Origin of the sequence: Bradyrhizobium sp. 35, from assembly GCF_023073215.1 — a bacterium.
GTDB classification, from domain to species: domain Bacteria; phylum Pseudomonadota; class Alphaproteobacteria; order Rhizobiales; family Xanthobacteraceae; genus Bradyrhizobium; species Bradyrhizobium canariense_D.
Map to the genome: position 1 here is coordinate 192019 of NZ_JADPJC010000144.1, position 16199 is coordinate 208217.

Sequence of the window (16199 nt, forward strand, 5' to 3'; positions counted from 1 at the left end):
CCATGAAATCGACTTTGCTGGCGGGCGCCCTGCTTGCCTTCGCGACTGCAACCAGCGTGCACGCCCAGGCGATCAAGCTCGCCGACGTCGCCGAGCTTTCCGGGGGCGGCGCCACCGTCGGCACCAACTGGAAGAACGGCATCGACCTCGCGATCGAGGAGATCAACGCCAAGGGCGGCGTGCTCGGCCGCAAGCTCGAAGTCACTCATGCGGATTCGCAATCCAACCCGGGCGTCGCGCGCGCGCAGGTGCAGAAGGCGCTCGACGCCGAGCCCTATGTGCTGCTCGGACCCGGCTATTCCGGCTCGGTGAAGGTGACCGCGCCGCTGGCGGCCGAAGCCGGCATCGCGCAGATCATGGGTGGCGAAGCCGCCGAGCTGACGCAAGGCGGAAACAAATTCCTGTTCCGCACCTCGTTCGGCCAGCAATCCTCGATGCCGAAGGTCGCCAAATACATTCACGACGACATGAAGGCGAAGTCGGTCGCCGTGGTCTGGGTCAACAATGACTTTGGCCGCGGCGGCCGCGATGTCGTCGTCAAGGAGCTCGACCGTCTCGGCTCCAAGGTCGTCGCCGATCTCTCCACCGAGGCGGGCCAGGCCGATTTCGCCGCCGACGTCGGCAAGATCAAGGCCGCCAATCCCGACGCCGTATTCGTCTATTTGAACGAGGAAGAGAGCGCACGCATCCTCAAGGAGCTGAAGCGCCAGGGCGTCACCGCACCGCTGATGGGCGAGACCACGCTGATCGGCCAGAAGGTGATCGAGCTTGCGGGCGATGCCGCCAACGGCGCGCGCGGCCATGTCGGTCTCACCACCGACGCGCCGGTCGACCTGATCAAGGCGTTTCGCGACAAGTTCGCGAAGAAGTACAATTACGTGCCCGACCATAACGGGCTGAAAGGCTATCTCGCGGTCTACATGGTGAAGGCCACCACCGACAAGATGGGCAAGGTCGATTCCAAGGCGTTCGCCGACACCCTGCATGGCCTGACCATCAAGGCCGCCGACGAGCCGGGCATCTTGATGGACGTCACCTTCAGCGAGACCGGCGACATCGACCGCCAGAGCTTTCTGGTCGAGGTGGTCGAAGGCAAGCAAGTCGTGAAGCAGGTGCTGCCGAAGGTGAAGTGAGGTCTTGCCCTTCTGCCTCGCCCCGCCCTTCGCGGGGAGAGGGAGAAGGACGAGCGAGGAGAGCGGGGAGACAGAGCGCGAGCGCCGAGAGGGGAAAATGTCCAATCTGTTCGATCTTCTGGTCGCTGGACTTGCCACCGGCGCGATCTATGCGCTGGTCGCGGTCGGCTTCACGCTGCTGTGGCAGACCTCGCAGACCATCAATTTCGCACAAGGCGAGTTCGTGATGCTGCCGGCGTTCCTGATGCTGGCGGCGATGCATGCCGGCGCGCCGTTCTGGCTCGCGATCATCCTCGGCATCCTGCTTTCGATGCTCCTGCTCGGCCTCGCCTTCAAGATGCTGCTGGTGGATCCGATGTTGCGCCATGGCGTGCTGCCGCTCGCGATCGCGACCATGGCGCTCGCGATCGGTCTCAAGGAGGCCGTAAAGCAGTTCTTCAGCGCCGAAGCCTCACCCTTCCCCTCGATCGTGCCGACCGGCGACGTCTCCATCCTTGGCCATGCCGTCTCGCTGCAAAGCATCGGCGTCCTCGTCCTCGCCATCCTTGCCGTCTTCGGCTTGACTGCGCTTCTCAACCGCACCTCGCTCGGCCACCAGATGCAGGCGGCGGCGCAGAACCCGACGGTGGCGCGCATCATCGGCGTCCCGGTCGAGCGCATGATTCTCCTGACTTTCCTGATCAACGCGTTCCTGGTCGCTCTCGCCTCGCTGTTGATCACGCCGATCTACCTCGCGAAATTCACGTCGGGCGAGGTACTGGGCCAGGCCGCCTTCATCGCCGCGATCGTCGGCGGGTTCAACCAGGTGCGCGGCGCGATCGCAGGCGGCCTCCTGATCGGCGTGCTCGACAATCTCGCGGCCGCCTATGTTTCAACGCAGTACCGCGCCGCCGTGCCTATGATCTTCCTGATCGCCGTCATCCTGTTCCGACCGCAGGGCTTGCTCGGCCGTGCCGAGGAGCGCACCGTATGAGCGGCTTCGCCAAACCTCTCAAGATCGCGTTCGGCCTCATCGTGGTCGCTGCGCTGATCGTTGTCCCCATGAACTTCAACCGCTATGGCCTGTTCATCCTGAGCCAGTGGGCGGTGATGGCCATCGCCGCAATGGGCCTCAACCTCACACTCGGTTATGCCGGCCAGGTCTCGCTGGCGCAGGGCGCCTTCGTCGGCATCGGCGCTTACGCCGCGGCGATCATGACCACGCATGGCTGGCCGCTGCCGGCGGCGATCGTCGTCGCGATCGGCTTGAGCTTCGCGGTCGGCTGGGTGCTCGGCTATCCCGCGCTGCGGGTGCAGCATCACTACCTCGCCTTCGTCACGCTCGCCTTCTCCACGCTGGCCTTCCTGGTATTTCGCAACGAGAGCTGGCTCACCGGCGGCATCTACGGCATCTCCAATATTCCGCGTCCGCACATTTTCGGCATCGCGACCAACAAGCCGCTGCCGTTCTACTATGTCTGTCTCGGCTCGCTCGCTATCGTGTCGCTCGCGGTGTGGTGGCTGATCCGCTCGCCGTGGGGCCGCGCCTTCATGGCGCTGCGCGAAAACCCGCTGCGGGCGCAGTCGCTGGGCGTCGACACGCGGCGCTATACGCTGATGGCGTTCGCGATCGGCTCGGCGCTCGGCGGCGTCGCGGGGGCGCTCTATGCGCCGCTGACGCAATATATCGATCCCGTGCCGTTCAACCTGTCGCTCTCGCTCGACCTCCTGATGATGGTGATCGTCGGCGGCGCCGGATTCTTCCTGGGTCCGTTCCTCGGCGCGATGATCGCGGTGCTGTTGCCGGAGTGGCTGCGCTTCACCGAGGGCTATTATCTGATGCTCTACGCGATCGCGGTGATGGGGCTGCTGATCTGGTCGCCGACCGGCATTTTGGGAATCCTCGACCGCTATCTCGCCGAACGCCGCACCAAGGCGGCCTCCGCCCAGCGCGCCGTCGCAAAGTCCCGGCTGGAGACAGTGCAATGAGCGCGGTCCTCGAAGTCACCGACATCAAGAAGAATTTTGGCGGCATCAGCGCCGTCGGCGGCGTCTCTTTCGACGTCCGCGAGGGCGAGATCCTCGGCCTGATCGGCCCGAACGGCTGCGGCAAGTCGACCCTGTTCAACTGCATTCTCGGCCAGCTCACGCCGAGCGGCGGCGAGGTCAAGCTCGACGGCAAGGTCGTCACGGGCTTGCGACCCGCCGAGCTCAACAAGCTCGGGGTCAGCCGCACCTTCCAGCTCCTGCAGGTGTTCCCCAAACTCTCGGTGCGCGAGAACCTGATCCTCGCAGGCCAGGAGCACCAAGGCAGCATGGCCTCGCGCCTGGTCGGCCGCTCCGATGCCGGACTGACGGAGGCCGCCAACCAGATGATCGGCTTTTTCAAGCTCGATCATCTCGCCGACGAGCCGGCCGGCGGGCTCTCCTACGGCCAGCAAAAACTGCTCGACGCCGCCATGGCCTTCATGGGCGGACCGCGCCTGGTGCTGCTCGACGAGCCAGCCGGCGGCGTCAACCCGTCGATGTTGACGGATCTGAAGGAGCGGCTGGTGGCGATCAACCGCGAGAAGAACGCCACCTTCGTCGTGATCGAGCACAACATGGAATTCGTGATGTCGCTGTGTTCCCGCGTGATGGTGATGGCGGAGGGCAAGGTGCTGGCGATGGGACGACCGGACGAGGTGCGAAAGAACCCCGCCGTGATCGAAGCCTATCTCGGACATTGAGGAACCAGCCATGAGCGATCCGATCCTCTCGGTTCACAATCTCGTCGGCGGCTACGGCAAGATGACGATCCTGAACGGCACCACTTTCGCCGTGCCGCAGGCCACCATCACCACCATCATCGGCCCGAACGGCGCCGGCAAGTCCACCGTGTTCAAGGCGATCTTCGGCCTGCTCAAGCTGCGTGAGGGCAAGATCAACTTCGCCGGCCGCGACGTCACCCATTTGAGCCAGCGCGCGCTGCTCAATGCCGGCATCTGCTACGTGCCGCAGGGCCGCAACATCTTTCCCGAGCTGTCGGTGCGCCACAATATCGAGCTCGGAGGCGTTTCGGCGGGCAAGGGCATCGACCTGCAGAGCCGGATCGAGGCCGCGCTCGACCTGTTCCCGGCGCTGCGGCGGAAATCGACGCAGCAGGCCTCCACGCTATCCGGCGGCGAGCAGAAACAGCTCGAAATCGCCCGCTCGCTGCTGCTCGAACCGAAGCTCGTTCTGATCGACGAGCCCTCAATCGGCCTGTCGCCACTGATGGTGCAGCAGACTTTCGACATCCTGAAGAGCTTGCGCGACCGCGGTGTCACCATTCTGATGATCGAGCAGAACGCCCGCTCGGCGCTGGAGATTTCCGACATCGGGATCGTGCTCGAGCTCGGCCAGACCCGCATGGTCGACAAGGCGGAGCGCATCTTGAACGACCCGCGGATCGGCCAGCTCTTCCTCGGCGGCGCCATGGAGGAGAGCGCAGCATGAGCGCGCCAAGGCGCATCGCCGTTGCCGGCGCCGGCCTGATCGGCCGCCGCCATATCGAATTGATCAACGCTTCACCAGACTGCGTGCTGGCGGGCATCGCCGACCCTTCGCCTGCCGCAAAAGAGTTCGCGCAGACGCGCACCACACCCTGGCATTCGGATCACCGCACGTTGCTGGCGCAGGAAAAGCCTGATGGCCTGATCATCGCCTCACCGAACGCGCTGCACTTCCAGATGGTGCTCGACTGTGCCCAAGCCGGCGTGCCCGCGCTGATCGAGAAGCCGGTGACCGATACGGTCGCGGCCGCGCAGCGCCTGTGCGCGGCGATCAGGCGGACCGGCGTGCCGATGCTAGTCGGCCATCACCGCCGGCACAATCCGATCATCAAGGCCGCACGCGAGACGGTGGCGACCGGCAAACTCGGCCAACTCACGGCTGTGGTCGGACTGTGGCTCCTGAAGAAGCCCGACGATTACTTTGATGTGGCGTGGCGGCGCGAGCATGGGGGCGGCCCGCTGCTCATCAACCTGATCCACGACATCGACAATCTCCGATTCATCTGCGGCGAGATCACCGAGGTGCAGGCGTTGACGTCGAACAAGGTTCGCGGTTTCGCCGTCGAGGACACCGCCGCGTTGCTGCTGCGCTTCGCCAACGGCGCACTGGGAACGGCGACCGTGTCGGACGCAACGCCGGCGCCATGGAGCTGGGAGCTGACCTCGGGCGAGAACACTGCGTACCCGAAGCGGGATCAGCCCTGTTACATCCTCTCCGGCACCGCGGGCTCGCTGTCCGTGCCGAATATGGAGCTTTGGTCCTACGCGCGAGAGCCCGGCTGGCACGCGCCGCTGTCGCGCGAGACCATCACGCCGCCGGCATTCGATCCATTGGCCGAGCAGCTCCGGCATTTCCTCGCCGTGATCGCGGGCCATGAACAACCACTGATCGCGGTCGAAGACGCAATGGGCACACTTGCGGTCGTCGAAGCCGTCAGCGAAGCGGCACGCACGGGCCAGAAGATATCGCCGGGCCAAATCATGGAGCAGGCAGCATGACCAAACGCTCGATCGCAACGGTCTCACTCTCCGGCGCTCTCGACGAAAAGCTCCGCGCCATCGCATCCGCCGGATTCGACGCGGTCGAGATTTTCGAGAACGATCTGCTGTCGTTCGGCGCAGGTCCGCGCGACATCGCAAAGCTCTGCGGGGACCTCAATCTCGAGATCTGTGCGTTTCAGCCGTTCCGCGATTTCGAAGGCATGCCGGAGCCGCAGCGTTCGCGAAACTTTGCCCGCGCCGAACGCAAGTTCGACCTGATGCAGGAGCTCGGCACCGATCTGCTGCTGATCTGCTCCAACGTGTCGCCGGCCGCGCTCGGCGGCATCGACCGCGCCGCGGATGATTTTCGCGAGCTTGGCGAGCGCGCGGCCAAACGGTCTTTGCGCGTCGGCTACGAGGCATTGGCCTGGGGACGCCACGTCAACGATTACCGCGATGCCTGGGAGATCGTGCGGCGCGCCGATCACCCCGCGATCGGTGTCATCCTCGACAGCTTTCACGCACTGGCTCCCGGCTTTCCGGTCCGCGCGATGCCCTCGATCCCCGGCGACAAGATCTTCCTGGTCCAGCTTGCAGATGCGCCGAAGCTCGAGCTCGACATCTTGTCGTGGAGCCGGCACTTCCGCTCCTTCCCCGGCCAGGGCGACCTGCCGGTCGGCGAGTTCATGGCGGCGATCGCGGCGACCGGCTATGCCGGGCCGCTGTCGCTGGAGATCTTCAACGACCAATTCCGTGCCGGCTCGGCCGTGCAGACCGCGGTCGACGGCCTGCGTTCGCTGATCCTGCTGGAGGACCAGCTTGCACCGGATTGGCCAAAGCTCATCGGCGAACCCTTGGCGCCCAAGCCCAAAAGTCGCGGCACGGGATTCATCGAGTTTGCCGTCAACGAGACCAAGGCCGGCGAACTCGCCCGCCTGCTCGCGCAGCTCGGTTTCCGCAAGACCGGCAAGCATCGCAGCAAGGCGGTGGAGCGCTGGTCGCAAGGCAAGGTCGAGCTCGTCGTCAACTCCGAGACCGACGGCTTTGCGCATTCGCACTACGTGACGCATGGCCCCGGCGTCTGCGCCATCGCGCTCGATATCGACAATGCCGGCCTCGTTATGCAGCGCGCCGAAACACTGAAAGCGCGCACCTTCTATCAGCCGGTCGGGCCGGGCGAGCTCGAGATTCCCGCGATCCACGGCGTCGGCGGCAGCCTGCTTTACTTCCTGGACCAGGCCGGCAAGAACTGGGACACGGATTTCGAACAGGTACCGAGCGACGCTCGCGCGGACGCCCTGCTGGCCGTCGATCACATCGCGCAGTCGATGCCCTATGACGAGATGCTGTCGTGGCTGCTGTTCTACACCGGCATCCTCGACCTCAAGCGGCTGCCGCAGATGGAGATCGCCGATCCCAGGGGCCTCGTGCAAAGCCAGGCCGTCATCAACGGCGACCAGAGCCTGCGCTTCGTGCTCAACGGCTCATCCGCCAACCGCACGCTGCCGGCCCGCTTCATCTCGGAGTTTTTCGGCTCGGGCGTGCAGCACGTCGCATTTACGTGCCGGGATATCTTTGCGGCAGTCGCGGAGATGCGCAAGCGCGGCGCGGATTTCCTGGATATCCCGGATAATTACTACGACGACGTCGAAGCCAAATACGACCTCGCACCCGAGCTGATGAGGCAGCTGCGCGCCAACCACATTCTCTACGACCGCGAGGGCGACGGAGAGTTTTTCCAGGTCTACACCCACATCTTCGACGAGCGGTTTTTCTTCGAGATCGTGGAGCGGCGGGATTATCAGGGCTTCGGCGCGGCCAATGCCGGGATCAGGCTTGCCGCGCAAGCGCGCGAGGTGCGGCCCGCGAGCATGCCGCGCGTGTAGCTTACTTTCCCTCTCTCCTTGTGGGAGAGGGTGGCTTGCCGCAAAGCGGCGAGACGGGTGAGGGGTTCTCTCCGCGAGACCTTACTTTTGAATACGCGGAAACAAACCCCTCATCCGGCGCTTCGCGCCACCTTCTCCCACAAGGGGAGAAGGGGTATCGTGCTTGTGGCTACTTCATCGCGCATTTGTCGTGGAAGCGATCCTGGTCGTTCTCGACGATGGTCGCGACCGTCTTCAGCGAGAGCTGGCCTTCGCCGTCCTTGACCACGTCCTGGAGGTAGAAGTTCTGCACCGGGATGTGGTTCTTGCCGTACTTGAACGGGCCGCGCAGCGACTTGAAGTTGGCCTTCTCCATCTCGGCCTTCATCGCGTCCTTCTTGCTGGTGTCGCCCTTCACCGCGACCACGGCGCTGTTGATGAGCTGGGCCGCGTCGTAGGCTTGCGCGCCGTAATAGGTCGGACGCAGCCCGGGGTACTTCTTGCGATAGTCGGCGACGAAGCGCTTGTTCTGCTCGTTGGGCAGATCATTCACCCATTCCTGCGCACCGGGCACCCCGAGCGCGTTCTCCTTTTGCAGCGGCAGCGACAGCTCGTCGACGGTGAAAGCCGTGTAGAGCGGCATCGTGCTCTTCAGCCCGGCCTGCGCATATTGGTTGAGGAACTGCACGCCGGCTGCACCGGGATAGAACACGAAGATCGACTCGGCACCCGAGGCCCGCGCCTTGGAGAGCTCGGCGGAGAAGTCGAGCTGGCTCGGCCAGACCGTGTATTCCTCGCCCTTGACCTCGCCCTTGAACGTGCTCTTCACGCCCGCCAGCATGTCCTTGCCGGCGGCGTAGTTCGGGCCGATCAGGAACACGCTCTTGACGCCCTTCTGGTTCATGTAGAGGCCCATGGCGGCCGGCGTCTGGTCGTTCTGCCAGGAGGTCGAGAACACGTAAGGCGAGCAGAGCTCGCCCGCGAGCTGCGACGGACCGGCATTGGCCGAGATCAGGAAGGTCTGCGAGTCCACGGCGGTCTTGAGCGAGGCCAGCAGCACGTTCGACCAGATGTAGCCGACGATGAAGTCGACCTTGTCGGACTGCACCAGCTTCTCGGTCTTCTGCTTGCCGACGTCGGGCTTCTGCCCGTCGTCCTCGTAAATCACCTCGACCGGCTTGCCGTCCATCTTGCGGCCGATGTGATCCAGCGCGAGCTCGAACGAATTGCGCATGTCGTTGCCGATCACGGCGGTCGGGCCGCTGAAGGTCGAAACGAAGCCGATCTTGATGGTGTCGCCGGCGGATGCCGGGCCTGCCAGCACCAGCGCCGCTGCGCCCGCCAGCCAGAATGCCGTCCTCATAACCACTCCCCTCCATATTATTATGCCCGGAAGCAGGGTGATTGCCGCCCCGGGGTCATCTCTATTGAACGCAAAATCTGTCGCGCCGCCAATGGTTCAGCGCCCGCCCTGCACCATATTTCGCCCCGAACGGCGATAGCAAGAAATATAATTCTACTTACTTCGGCTAAGGCTGCGGCGCTTTCTCGCGGGCGCGATACATCCGGCCTATGCCTCGATTGACGACGGCTATTGGACCGCGGCGCCTGATCAGCGTTTAGATGAGGATAGAGCCGCGAGATTCGGAGGGGCGCATCATGACCACGACACCGCACCGCGTCGTCATCGTCGGAGCCGGTTTCGGCGGGCTGGAGGCGACCCACCGGCTCGCCGGCAGCCCGGTCGAGATCACGCTGATCGACCGCCGCAACCATCATTTGTTCCAGCCGCTGCTCTATCAGGTCGCCACCGCCTCGCTCGCCACCAGCGAGATCGCCTGGCCGGTCCGGCACCTGATGCGCGACCGGCGCGATGTGACGACGCTGTTTGCGACGGTCAGCGGCGTCGATGCCGACAGGCGCTGCGTGCTGATCGACGACGGCAGCGAGGTGCCTTACGACACGCTGGTGCTCGCCACCGGCGCGCGTCACGCCTATTTCGGCCACGACGAATGGGAGCAATGGGCGCCGGGTCTTAAAACACTGGAGGACGCGACCACGCTGCGCCGTCATATCCTGGTGGCGTTCGAGCGCGCCGAGCGTGAGACCGATCCGGCCAAACGCGCGGCACGATTGACTTTCGTCATCGTCGGCGCCGGCCCCACCGGCGTCGAACTCGCCGGCACCATCGCCGAGATGGCGCACCACACCTTGCCAGCCGACTTCCGCAACATCGACACCAACAAGGCGCGCGTGGTGCTGATCGAGGCGGGTCCGCGGGTGCTGGCAGGCTTTCCAGATGATCTCTCGGCCTATGCCCAGGCCTCGCTGGAGAAGATCGGCGTCGAGGTCGTGCTCGGCCAAGCCGTCACTGAGATCAACCGCGAGGGCGTGGTGTTCGGCGGCAAGCTGCTCGAAGCCAAGACACGAATCTGGGCCGCCGGCGTGCGCGCCTCGCCCGCGGCGGAATGGCTGGGCGCACCGGCCGATCGCGCCGGGCGCGTCCAAGTGGAGGCCGATCTTACGATCCCCGGTCATCCCGAGATCTTTGCAATTGGCGACACCGTTTTGATCAACGCCTGGGACGGCAAGCCTGTGCCCGGCATCGCGCCGGCCGCCAAGCAGCAGGGCCGTCACGTGGCCGAGACCATCAAGGCCCGGCTGCGCCAGGAGCCGACAGGCCCGTTCCGCTACAAGCACTCCGGCAGCCTCGCGCAGATCGGCAAGCGGCTCGCGGTGATCGACTTCGGCCGCATCAAGCTGCGCGGCACCATCGCGTGGTGGATCTGGGGCATCGCCCATATCTACTTCCTGATCGGCTTGCGCCATCGCCTCAGCGTCGCCCTGAGCTGGCTCTGGATCTACGCCCGCGACCAGCGCGCTGCGCGGCTGATCACGCAGGGATCGAGCAAGGTGGTGTAGGGCTTCTTCTTCCTCTCCTCGTTCTTACGGCGAGAGGGTTGGGGTGAGGGGCCTCTCCGCGAACGAGATATTGGTGAGACCTGTACCCCCTCACCCGGATCGCAAGAGCGATCCGACCTCTCCCCGCGAGCGGGGAGAGGTTAAGTGAGGCGCGATCGCCGCCCCTACTTCACCAGCTCGCACCCACCTTCCGCGAGCGGTCGAAACGCCTGCTCCGCAGAGATCGTCGAAACCAGCTTGTAATAGTCATACGGATATTTCGACTCCTCCGGCTTCTTCACCTCGAACAGATACATCGGATGCACGACGCGGCCGTCCTGGCGGATCGTGGTGTCGCCGAACAGCTTGTCCTTGCCCTTGAACTTTTTCATCTCGGGCACGGCATCCTTGGCATTGTCGCTGCCCGTGACGGCGACCGCGTTGAGATAAGCGAGCGTGGAGGCATAGACCCCGGCCTGGTTGCCGCTCGGCATCTTGCCGTTCATGCCGGGCCGCGCCGCGAAGCGCTTGGCGAAGGCGCGGGTGTCGTCGTTCATGTCCCAGTAGAAGGCCTCCATGAGCTGGAGCCCTTGCGCGACCTTGATGCCCATGCCGTGGACGTCGTTGATGAAGAGCAGGAAGGCGACGAGTTTTTGTCCGCCCTGCTGTATCCCGAACTCGGCCGCCTGCTTCACCGCGTTGATGGTGTCGCCGCCGGCATTGGCGAGCCCGATCACTTGGGCCTTCGAGCCCTGCGCCTGCAACAGGAAGGACGCGAAGTCGGACGTGCCGAGCGGATGCTTGGAGGAGCCCAACATCTTGCCGCCATGCGCCTCGATGTATTTCTGGGCTTCCGCCTCGATGCCCTTGCCGAGTGCGTAGTCAACCGTGAGGAAATACCAGTCCTTGCCGCCGCGCGACATCATCGCGGCCGCCGTGGTGTTGCCGGTCGCCCAGGCGTCGTTGACCCATTGGATGGTGTTGGGCGAGCAGGCCTTGCCGGTGAGATCGGAGCTCGCGGTGGACGACGCGAGGAACGTCATGCGGCTATCGCGCAGCAGCGTGTTGATGGAGAGGCCAACGGCCGAGTTCGGCACGTCGACGATGGCGTCGACGCCCTCGACATCGAGCCATTTGCGCGCGATTGCATTGCCGACGTCGGCCTTGTTCTGGTGATCGGCATAGACGATCTCGACCTTGATGCCCTTGCCGCCGCCGTTGAAATCCTCAGCGGCCATGCGCGCGGCCTCGACCGAGCCCATGCCGTTGGTGTCCTGGAAAATGCCGGAGATGTCGTTGAGCACGCCGACGCGCACGACATTGTCCGAGATCTCGGCATTTGCCGCGCCGCCAATCAGGCTCGCGGCCAGCGCAAGCGTCCACTTCAAGTTCTTCATTGTTCCCTCCCCTGTCGTATTTGTTGTTTGCGATGACGACAGCGTCAGGCTGGCGTGATGCGCACAGGCAGGCTGTCGAGCCCGCGCAGCGTGTTGTTGAAGCGGCGCTGCGGCTCGCCCATGATCTCGATCTTTGCGATCCGGCGGGCCAGCGCCGCGAGCATTGTCTCGCCTTCGAGCCGCGCGACCAGCTGGCCGACGCACATGTGAATACCTGAGCCATAGCCAACATGGCCGGACGTGCGGCGGGTTATGTCGTAGCTGTCGGGCTTGTCCCAGCGCCCCGGATCGCGATTGGCAGCCGCCAGGAACATCAACACCTTCTCGCCCTCACCGATGGTCGCGCCTGACAGTTCGACTTCGCGCGTGGTCGTGCGGAAGAAGGTCTGCACCGGGCTTTCAAAACGAACGGCCTCCTCGAAAGCGTTGCGCGCCAGCGTAAAATCGTTGCGCAGGCGCTGCCACTGCTCAGGGAAGCGCGCGAGACAGTAGACCGCTGCACCGATGCCGTTGACGGTGGTGTCGAGGCCCGCTGACAGAAGCGAACGCACCAACAGCGGCGCTTCGGTCGCGGTGATGGCACCCTCGCCGACATGGGCGTGGATGCAGGCGCCGATGCCGCCGGGCGTGAGGCTGTCCCGCTGGCACTGCTCGGTGACGTAGGCCTGGTGAGGCGCCGAGCGCGCGATCGCCTCGTTGCGCAACTGGTTCGGCGGGCCGAAGGCGTTGAACACCAGGCTCGCATAGGGAATGAGATTCTCGCGTCCCTCAGGCTTAAGCCCGAGCGCATCTGGGAAGATCGACAGCGGATAGGCCTCGGCAAGGTCCGTGATGGCATCGAAGTTGCGCTTCTCCAGCAGCGCGTCCACACGCTCTTCCGCTGCCGCGGCAAAGCGGTCGCGCAGCCCCTTCATCACCGTCGGCGACAGCACCTTTGAGAGCACGGCGCGGGTGCGGGTGTGCTCGGGAGGATCGGCCTCGAGGATCAGGCTGGGCGGCCGCCACGGCGTCTCCTTCGCGAAATCGGCGAGGCCGACGCCACGACTGGAGCAGAACGTTGCGGGATCGTTCAGCACGGCATGAACTTCGGCATAGCGCGCCACGCCATAGACGTTCCACTTGTCGAGATAGACGACAGGTCCCGCCTCCCGCAGCAGCTCATGCGTGGGATAGGGATCGGCGAAAAAATCCATCGCGAACGGATCGACGTCGAGATGCGGGACGGCCGACGAACCGCTAATTTCCTGGGAGCTGGAAGTGCTCATGGAAGTCCTCCCTCATTTTGATCTTGTGAAAGGGCCGCGCTTACCTTTAGGTCTCCAGACACGCCGCGAGACAGAATCCCGACATGCCGCCGCCTTCGACCAGAGCCCGCCAGAAACCTGCGCCCGCCGAGACGGGACCGACGCTCGATCTTGACCGCTACGTCCCCGCGTTCATCACCTTCATCGCCAACAAGCTCTCGAACAGCGCCACCGCGTTCTATCAGCGAGAGTTCGGCGTCAACGTCACGGAATGGCGGATCATGTCGCTGCTCGCGATCGAGCCCGGCATTCCCGCCTCGCGCATCTGCCACGTCATCGGTTTCGACAAGGGCCCGGTGAGTCGGACGCTGGCCGGCCTGGAAAAGCGGGGGTTGATCTCGATCCGTACCGATCCCAATGACGGGCGCACCCATTCGATCTCGCTGACGGCGAAGGGCCGCGCCATCCATGACAAGGTGATCGTCGCTGCATTCGAGCGCGAACGGCGCCTGTTGTCCTGCCTGGACAAGGACGAGCGCGAGGTGCTGATCGACCTGTTGCGCCGCCTGCATGAAAATCTCGGCGCGGTGACCGGCAGCACCGAGACCTGACGGGCCACACAGCGGGCGCTGAGCCCTGTCATTTCCAGGCATGCGCCAACATTCGCCGGCGGCACCCTCTCTGCCGAGCATAGCTTCCTCCGATCCGACGCGGCGGTTCCTCCCGCCGTCATCCGTGTCTGGAACGGTTCGCATAAATTAGTTGCTTGGGCAACAAAAGAATCGTGCAGCATAATGCGGCAGGGCGGCTGGCGTAGTTGGGTTTGCCGAGCTCTCTTGTCCCGGACGCGCTGCAGCGTGAAACGCTGCTGCGCAGAGCCGGGATCCAGAGATGCCAATCACGAAGAATGGCCCCGGCTCTGCAGCGCATCACTGCGTGCTGCGCTGCGTCCGGGGCACAGGCCCAAGCGCTACAGACCGATCCACTCGCCCGGCGCATCGTCATCCAACCGCGCCACCGCATCGGCACGGCGCGTCAGCACCGCGCGCTGGTTGATGTAGCCCTTGTCGGTGATCTCGCCGCCGTCGACCGACGGCGGCTCGGCGAGCAGCAACGCGCGCGTGGCGTGGCCGGAGGAGTTGGCGCCGTGTTGCTTCAGTTTCGCCAGCCCCCGCGCGATCGCGGCTCTGATCTTCTCATGCGCGAGCACGTCGTTCACGCCTGCGGTCTCGGGCAGGCCGGCATGCGCGCGGCACGCAGCGATGTTCGGAAACACCAGGAAGCGCACCTCGTCGCCGCCATGGCCGGTGACGACGATGTCCTGCGCGAGCGGCGCCAGCGCGGCGATGCCGGCGAGGCGCAGTGTGCCGACACTGACCCAGGTGCCGGAATTGAGCTTGAAATCCTCCGCGACGCGGCCGTCAAAGAATAGGCCGCGTTCGGGCCGGTTCGCGTCGGCGAACTTCACGGCATCACCGATGAGATAAAAGCCCTCGTCGTCAAAAGCCTGCCTGGTCAGCTCCGGCGCCTTCCAATAGCCCGGCGTGACGTTGGGGCCGCGCACGCGCACCTCCAGCTTGTCGCCGGAGGTAACGAGCTTCAGTTCGGTGCCGGGAATGGGCACGCCGATATTGCCCGAGCGCTCCGCGAGGAAATGGCAGTCGGTGGCCAGCGGCGACGTCTCGGTCGAGCCCCAGGCCGAGACCATCGGCATCGCGCGGCCAACAGTCTTGACGGAGAGTTCTTCCAGCGCATCCCAGAGATTCTGCGGCAGCGCCGCACCGGCGTAGAACGCGAATTTCACCTCGCTGAAGAAGCGGCGACACAGCTCCTCGTCGCCGCGCAGCGCCGCGATCAACATGTCGAAGCCGCGCGGCACGTTGAAATAGACCGTCGGCATCACGCTTCTGAGGTTGGCGAGCGACATCGCAAACAGACCGGGCGCCGGCTTGCCGCCGTCGATATAGAGCGAGCCGCCATTGCGCAGCACGAGATTGAAATTGTGGTTCGCGCCAAACGTGTGGCTCCAGGGCAGCCAGTCGAGAATGACCAGATCGTCGCGCGCCCGTTCGAGAAAAGTCCAGGTCTGCGCCTTGGCCTGCTGGCTGGACGTCAGCATGCGCTGGGTGTTGATCACGGCTTTCGGCGTGCCGGTCGAGCCCGAAGTGAACAGGAGTTTTGCGATCGTATCGGGCGTCACCGCGGCGAAGGCCTTTGCGACGTCGGGGCTCTCGGGCGTTGCCGCGATAGTGCGAAAGGCCAGCGCATCGGCATCGTCGGCATTGCCGCTGATAATCTGCGCGCTATGCAGCGGCTTGATCGCGGCCAGCGCCGCCGCAAACGGCCTCGTCGCGGAGACATAGATCGCGGCGGGCTCAAGCAACGCGATCATGCTCTTGAGCTTGTCGAAGTCCTTTGACATCAGGGAATAGGCCGGCGAGATCGCCGCCGAGGGCACGCCGACATGCTGCGCCGCCAGTGCCAGCAGCGCATGATCGATGCTGTTGTCGGAGAGGATCGCGAGCGGGCGCTCCGCGCCGAGACCGTGCGCCAGAATCCAGGACGCCGCCGCGCGCACCTGGCGCAGCGCCTGCGCATAGGTAACGGTGCTCCATGGCGCTTCGGCACTGCTGCGCTCGGCGAGGAAAATCGCGTCGGGCCTCTGCCGCGCCCATTGCTCCAGCCAGTCGCCGACGCAGCGCGCGCCATCGCGCAGAGGCTCGGGCGAGCGCAGCACGATGCTGCCGTCGGCGCGATGCTCGGCAACGGTTCTGGGTGTCGCAAACAGGCTCGAAGCATCACCGCGTGGGGCGGCTGTCATGGTTTCCTCCTCGCCCGGAAGCCGGGACCGGTCGCAGCCTCGTCGCGGACCGCGTTGGCCAGCATGTTGGCCACGACAATTGTTGGGGCGCAAGCTGGGGCCAGGTGGGACGGCCCGCCGCCGTTCAAAGGGCTGGTCGCCGCGCATCCGCGGCATGGATTGCTGGCTGCACCTGATCTAGCTGCCTATTATTTGCGCAAATGCTCGTAACAGGGCGCTGACACGAAGGTCCGCCGGAGCTCGAAATATCCCACAAGCCACTGATCTCTCGGTAATATCCGCAGCACTTGTCCTGCCCGGATTCTGTACACAATGGCACATCGCTTGCTTCGATCGGGGTGAAGA

At 64.7% G+C, this 16199-nt stretch carries 13 protein-coding genes; 9 read left to right on the forward strand and 4 right to left on the reverse strand.

Annotation, left to right across the window (positions count from 1 at the left end):
- The first annotated feature begins 2 nt into the window (after positions 1–2).
- The 7 genes from IVB36_RS29660 to IVB36_RS29690 all read left to right on the forward strand — a co-directional run bounded on the left by IVB36_RS29660 (position 3) and on the right by IVB36_RS29690 (position 7512).
- Entirely contained in the window at positions 3–1133 is a 1131-nt protein-coding gene (locus IVB36_RS29660; RefSeq protein WP_018456033.1) for an ABC transporter substrate-binding protein, read from the forward strand.
- Between the two features lie 97 nt (positions 1134–1230).
- On the forward strand, positions 1231–2106 hold the full coding sequence (locus tag IVB36_RS29665) for a branched-chain amino acid ABC transporter permease (protein ID WP_018456032.1): 876 nt from the start codon (positions 1231–1233) through the stop codon (positions 2104–2106).
- On the forward strand, positions 2103–3101 hold the full coding sequence (locus IVB36_RS29670; RefSeq protein ID WP_018456031.1) for a branched-chain amino acid ABC transporter permease: 999 nt from the start codon (positions 2103–2105) through the stop codon (positions 3099–3101). The genes IVB36_RS29665 and IVB36_RS29670 overlap by 4 nt, the downstream gene beginning before the upstream one ends.
- Positions 3098–3841 carry an ABC transporter ATP-binding protein gene (locus IVB36_RS29675; RefSeq protein ID WP_018456030.1) on the forward strand — a complete coding sequence of 248 codons (744 nt, stop codon included), beginning with the start codon at positions 3098–3100 and terminating at the stop codon, positions 3839–3841. The genes IVB36_RS29670 and IVB36_RS29675 overlap by 4 nt, the downstream gene beginning before the upstream one ends.
- A gap of 10 nt (positions 3842–3851) precedes the next feature.
- Positions 3852–4589: an ABC transporter ATP-binding protein gene (locus tag IVB36_RS29680; RefSeq protein ID WP_018456029.1), complete on the forward strand. Its 738-nt coding sequence runs from the start codon at positions 3852–3854 to the stop codon at positions 4587–4589.
- Positions 4586–5644: a Gfo/Idh/MocA family oxidoreductase gene (locus tag IVB36_RS29685; RefSeq protein ID WP_018456028.1), complete on the forward strand. Its 1059-nt coding sequence runs from the start codon at positions 4586–4588 to the stop codon at positions 5642–5644. The genes IVB36_RS29680 and IVB36_RS29685 overlap by 4 nt, the downstream gene beginning before the upstream one ends.
- Positions 5641–7512 (forward strand): sugar phosphate isomerase/epimerase and 4-hydroxyphenylpyruvate domain-containing protein, encoded by a 1872-nt coding sequence (locus IVB36_RS29690; protein ID WP_018456027.1) that lies wholly within the window; start codon positions 5641–5643, stop codon positions 7510–7512. Before IVB36_RS29685 ends, IVB36_RS29690 begins: the two co-directional genes overlap by 4 nt.
- 169 nt (positions 7513–7681) lie before the next feature.
- Here IVB36_RS29690 and IVB36_RS29695 read toward each other — a convergent pair whose 3' ends face one another.
- A complete protein-coding gene (locus IVB36_RS29695; protein ID WP_018456026.1) occupies positions 7682–8854 on the reverse strand; it encodes an ABC transporter substrate-binding protein in 1173 nt (390 codons plus the stop codon).
- Between the two features lie 296 nt (positions 8855–9150).
- Here IVB36_RS29695 and IVB36_RS29700 point away from each other — a divergent pair, with 296 nt between their 5' ends.
- Positions 9151–10413: an NAD(P)/FAD-dependent oxidoreductase gene (locus tag IVB36_RS29700; protein ID WP_018456025.1), complete on the forward strand. Its 1263-nt coding sequence runs from the start codon at positions 9151–9153 to the stop codon at positions 10411–10413.
- 164 nt (positions 10414–10577) lie between these two features.
- Here IVB36_RS29700 and IVB36_RS29705 read toward each other — a convergent pair whose 3' ends face one another.
- Both IVB36_RS29705 and IVB36_RS29710 read right to left on the reverse strand, forming a co-directional pair.
- The gene (locus IVB36_RS29705) at positions 10578–11789 is read right to left on the reverse strand and encodes an ABC transporter substrate-binding protein (protein ID WP_018456024.1); all 1212 of its coding nucleotides are present in this window, start codon (positions 11787–11789) and stop codon (positions 10578–10580) included.
- A gap of 44 nt (positions 11790–11833) precedes the next feature.
- Positions 11834–13054 (reverse strand): cytochrome P450, encoded by a 1221-nt coding sequence (locus IVB36_RS29710; protein ID WP_018456023.1) that lies wholly within the window; start codon positions 13052–13054, stop codon positions 11834–11836.
- An 83-nt stretch (positions 13055–13137) separates the two neighbouring features.
- Between IVB36_RS29710 and IVB36_RS29715 the strand changes: the two genes are divergently transcribed.
- On the forward strand, positions 13138–13644 hold the full coding sequence (locus IVB36_RS29715; protein ID WP_018456022.1) for a MarR family transcriptional regulator: 507 nt from the start codon (positions 13138–13140) through the stop codon (positions 13642–13644).
- Between the two features lie 359 nt (positions 13645–14003).
- Here IVB36_RS29715 and IVB36_RS29720 read toward each other — a convergent pair whose 3' ends face one another.
- Positions 14004–15854, reverse strand: a complete 1851-nt coding sequence (locus tag IVB36_RS29720; RefSeq protein ID WP_085357700.1) for a feruloyl-CoA synthase — start codon at positions 15852–15854, stop codon at positions 14004–14006.
- Positions 15855–16199 lie beyond the last annotated feature (345 nt).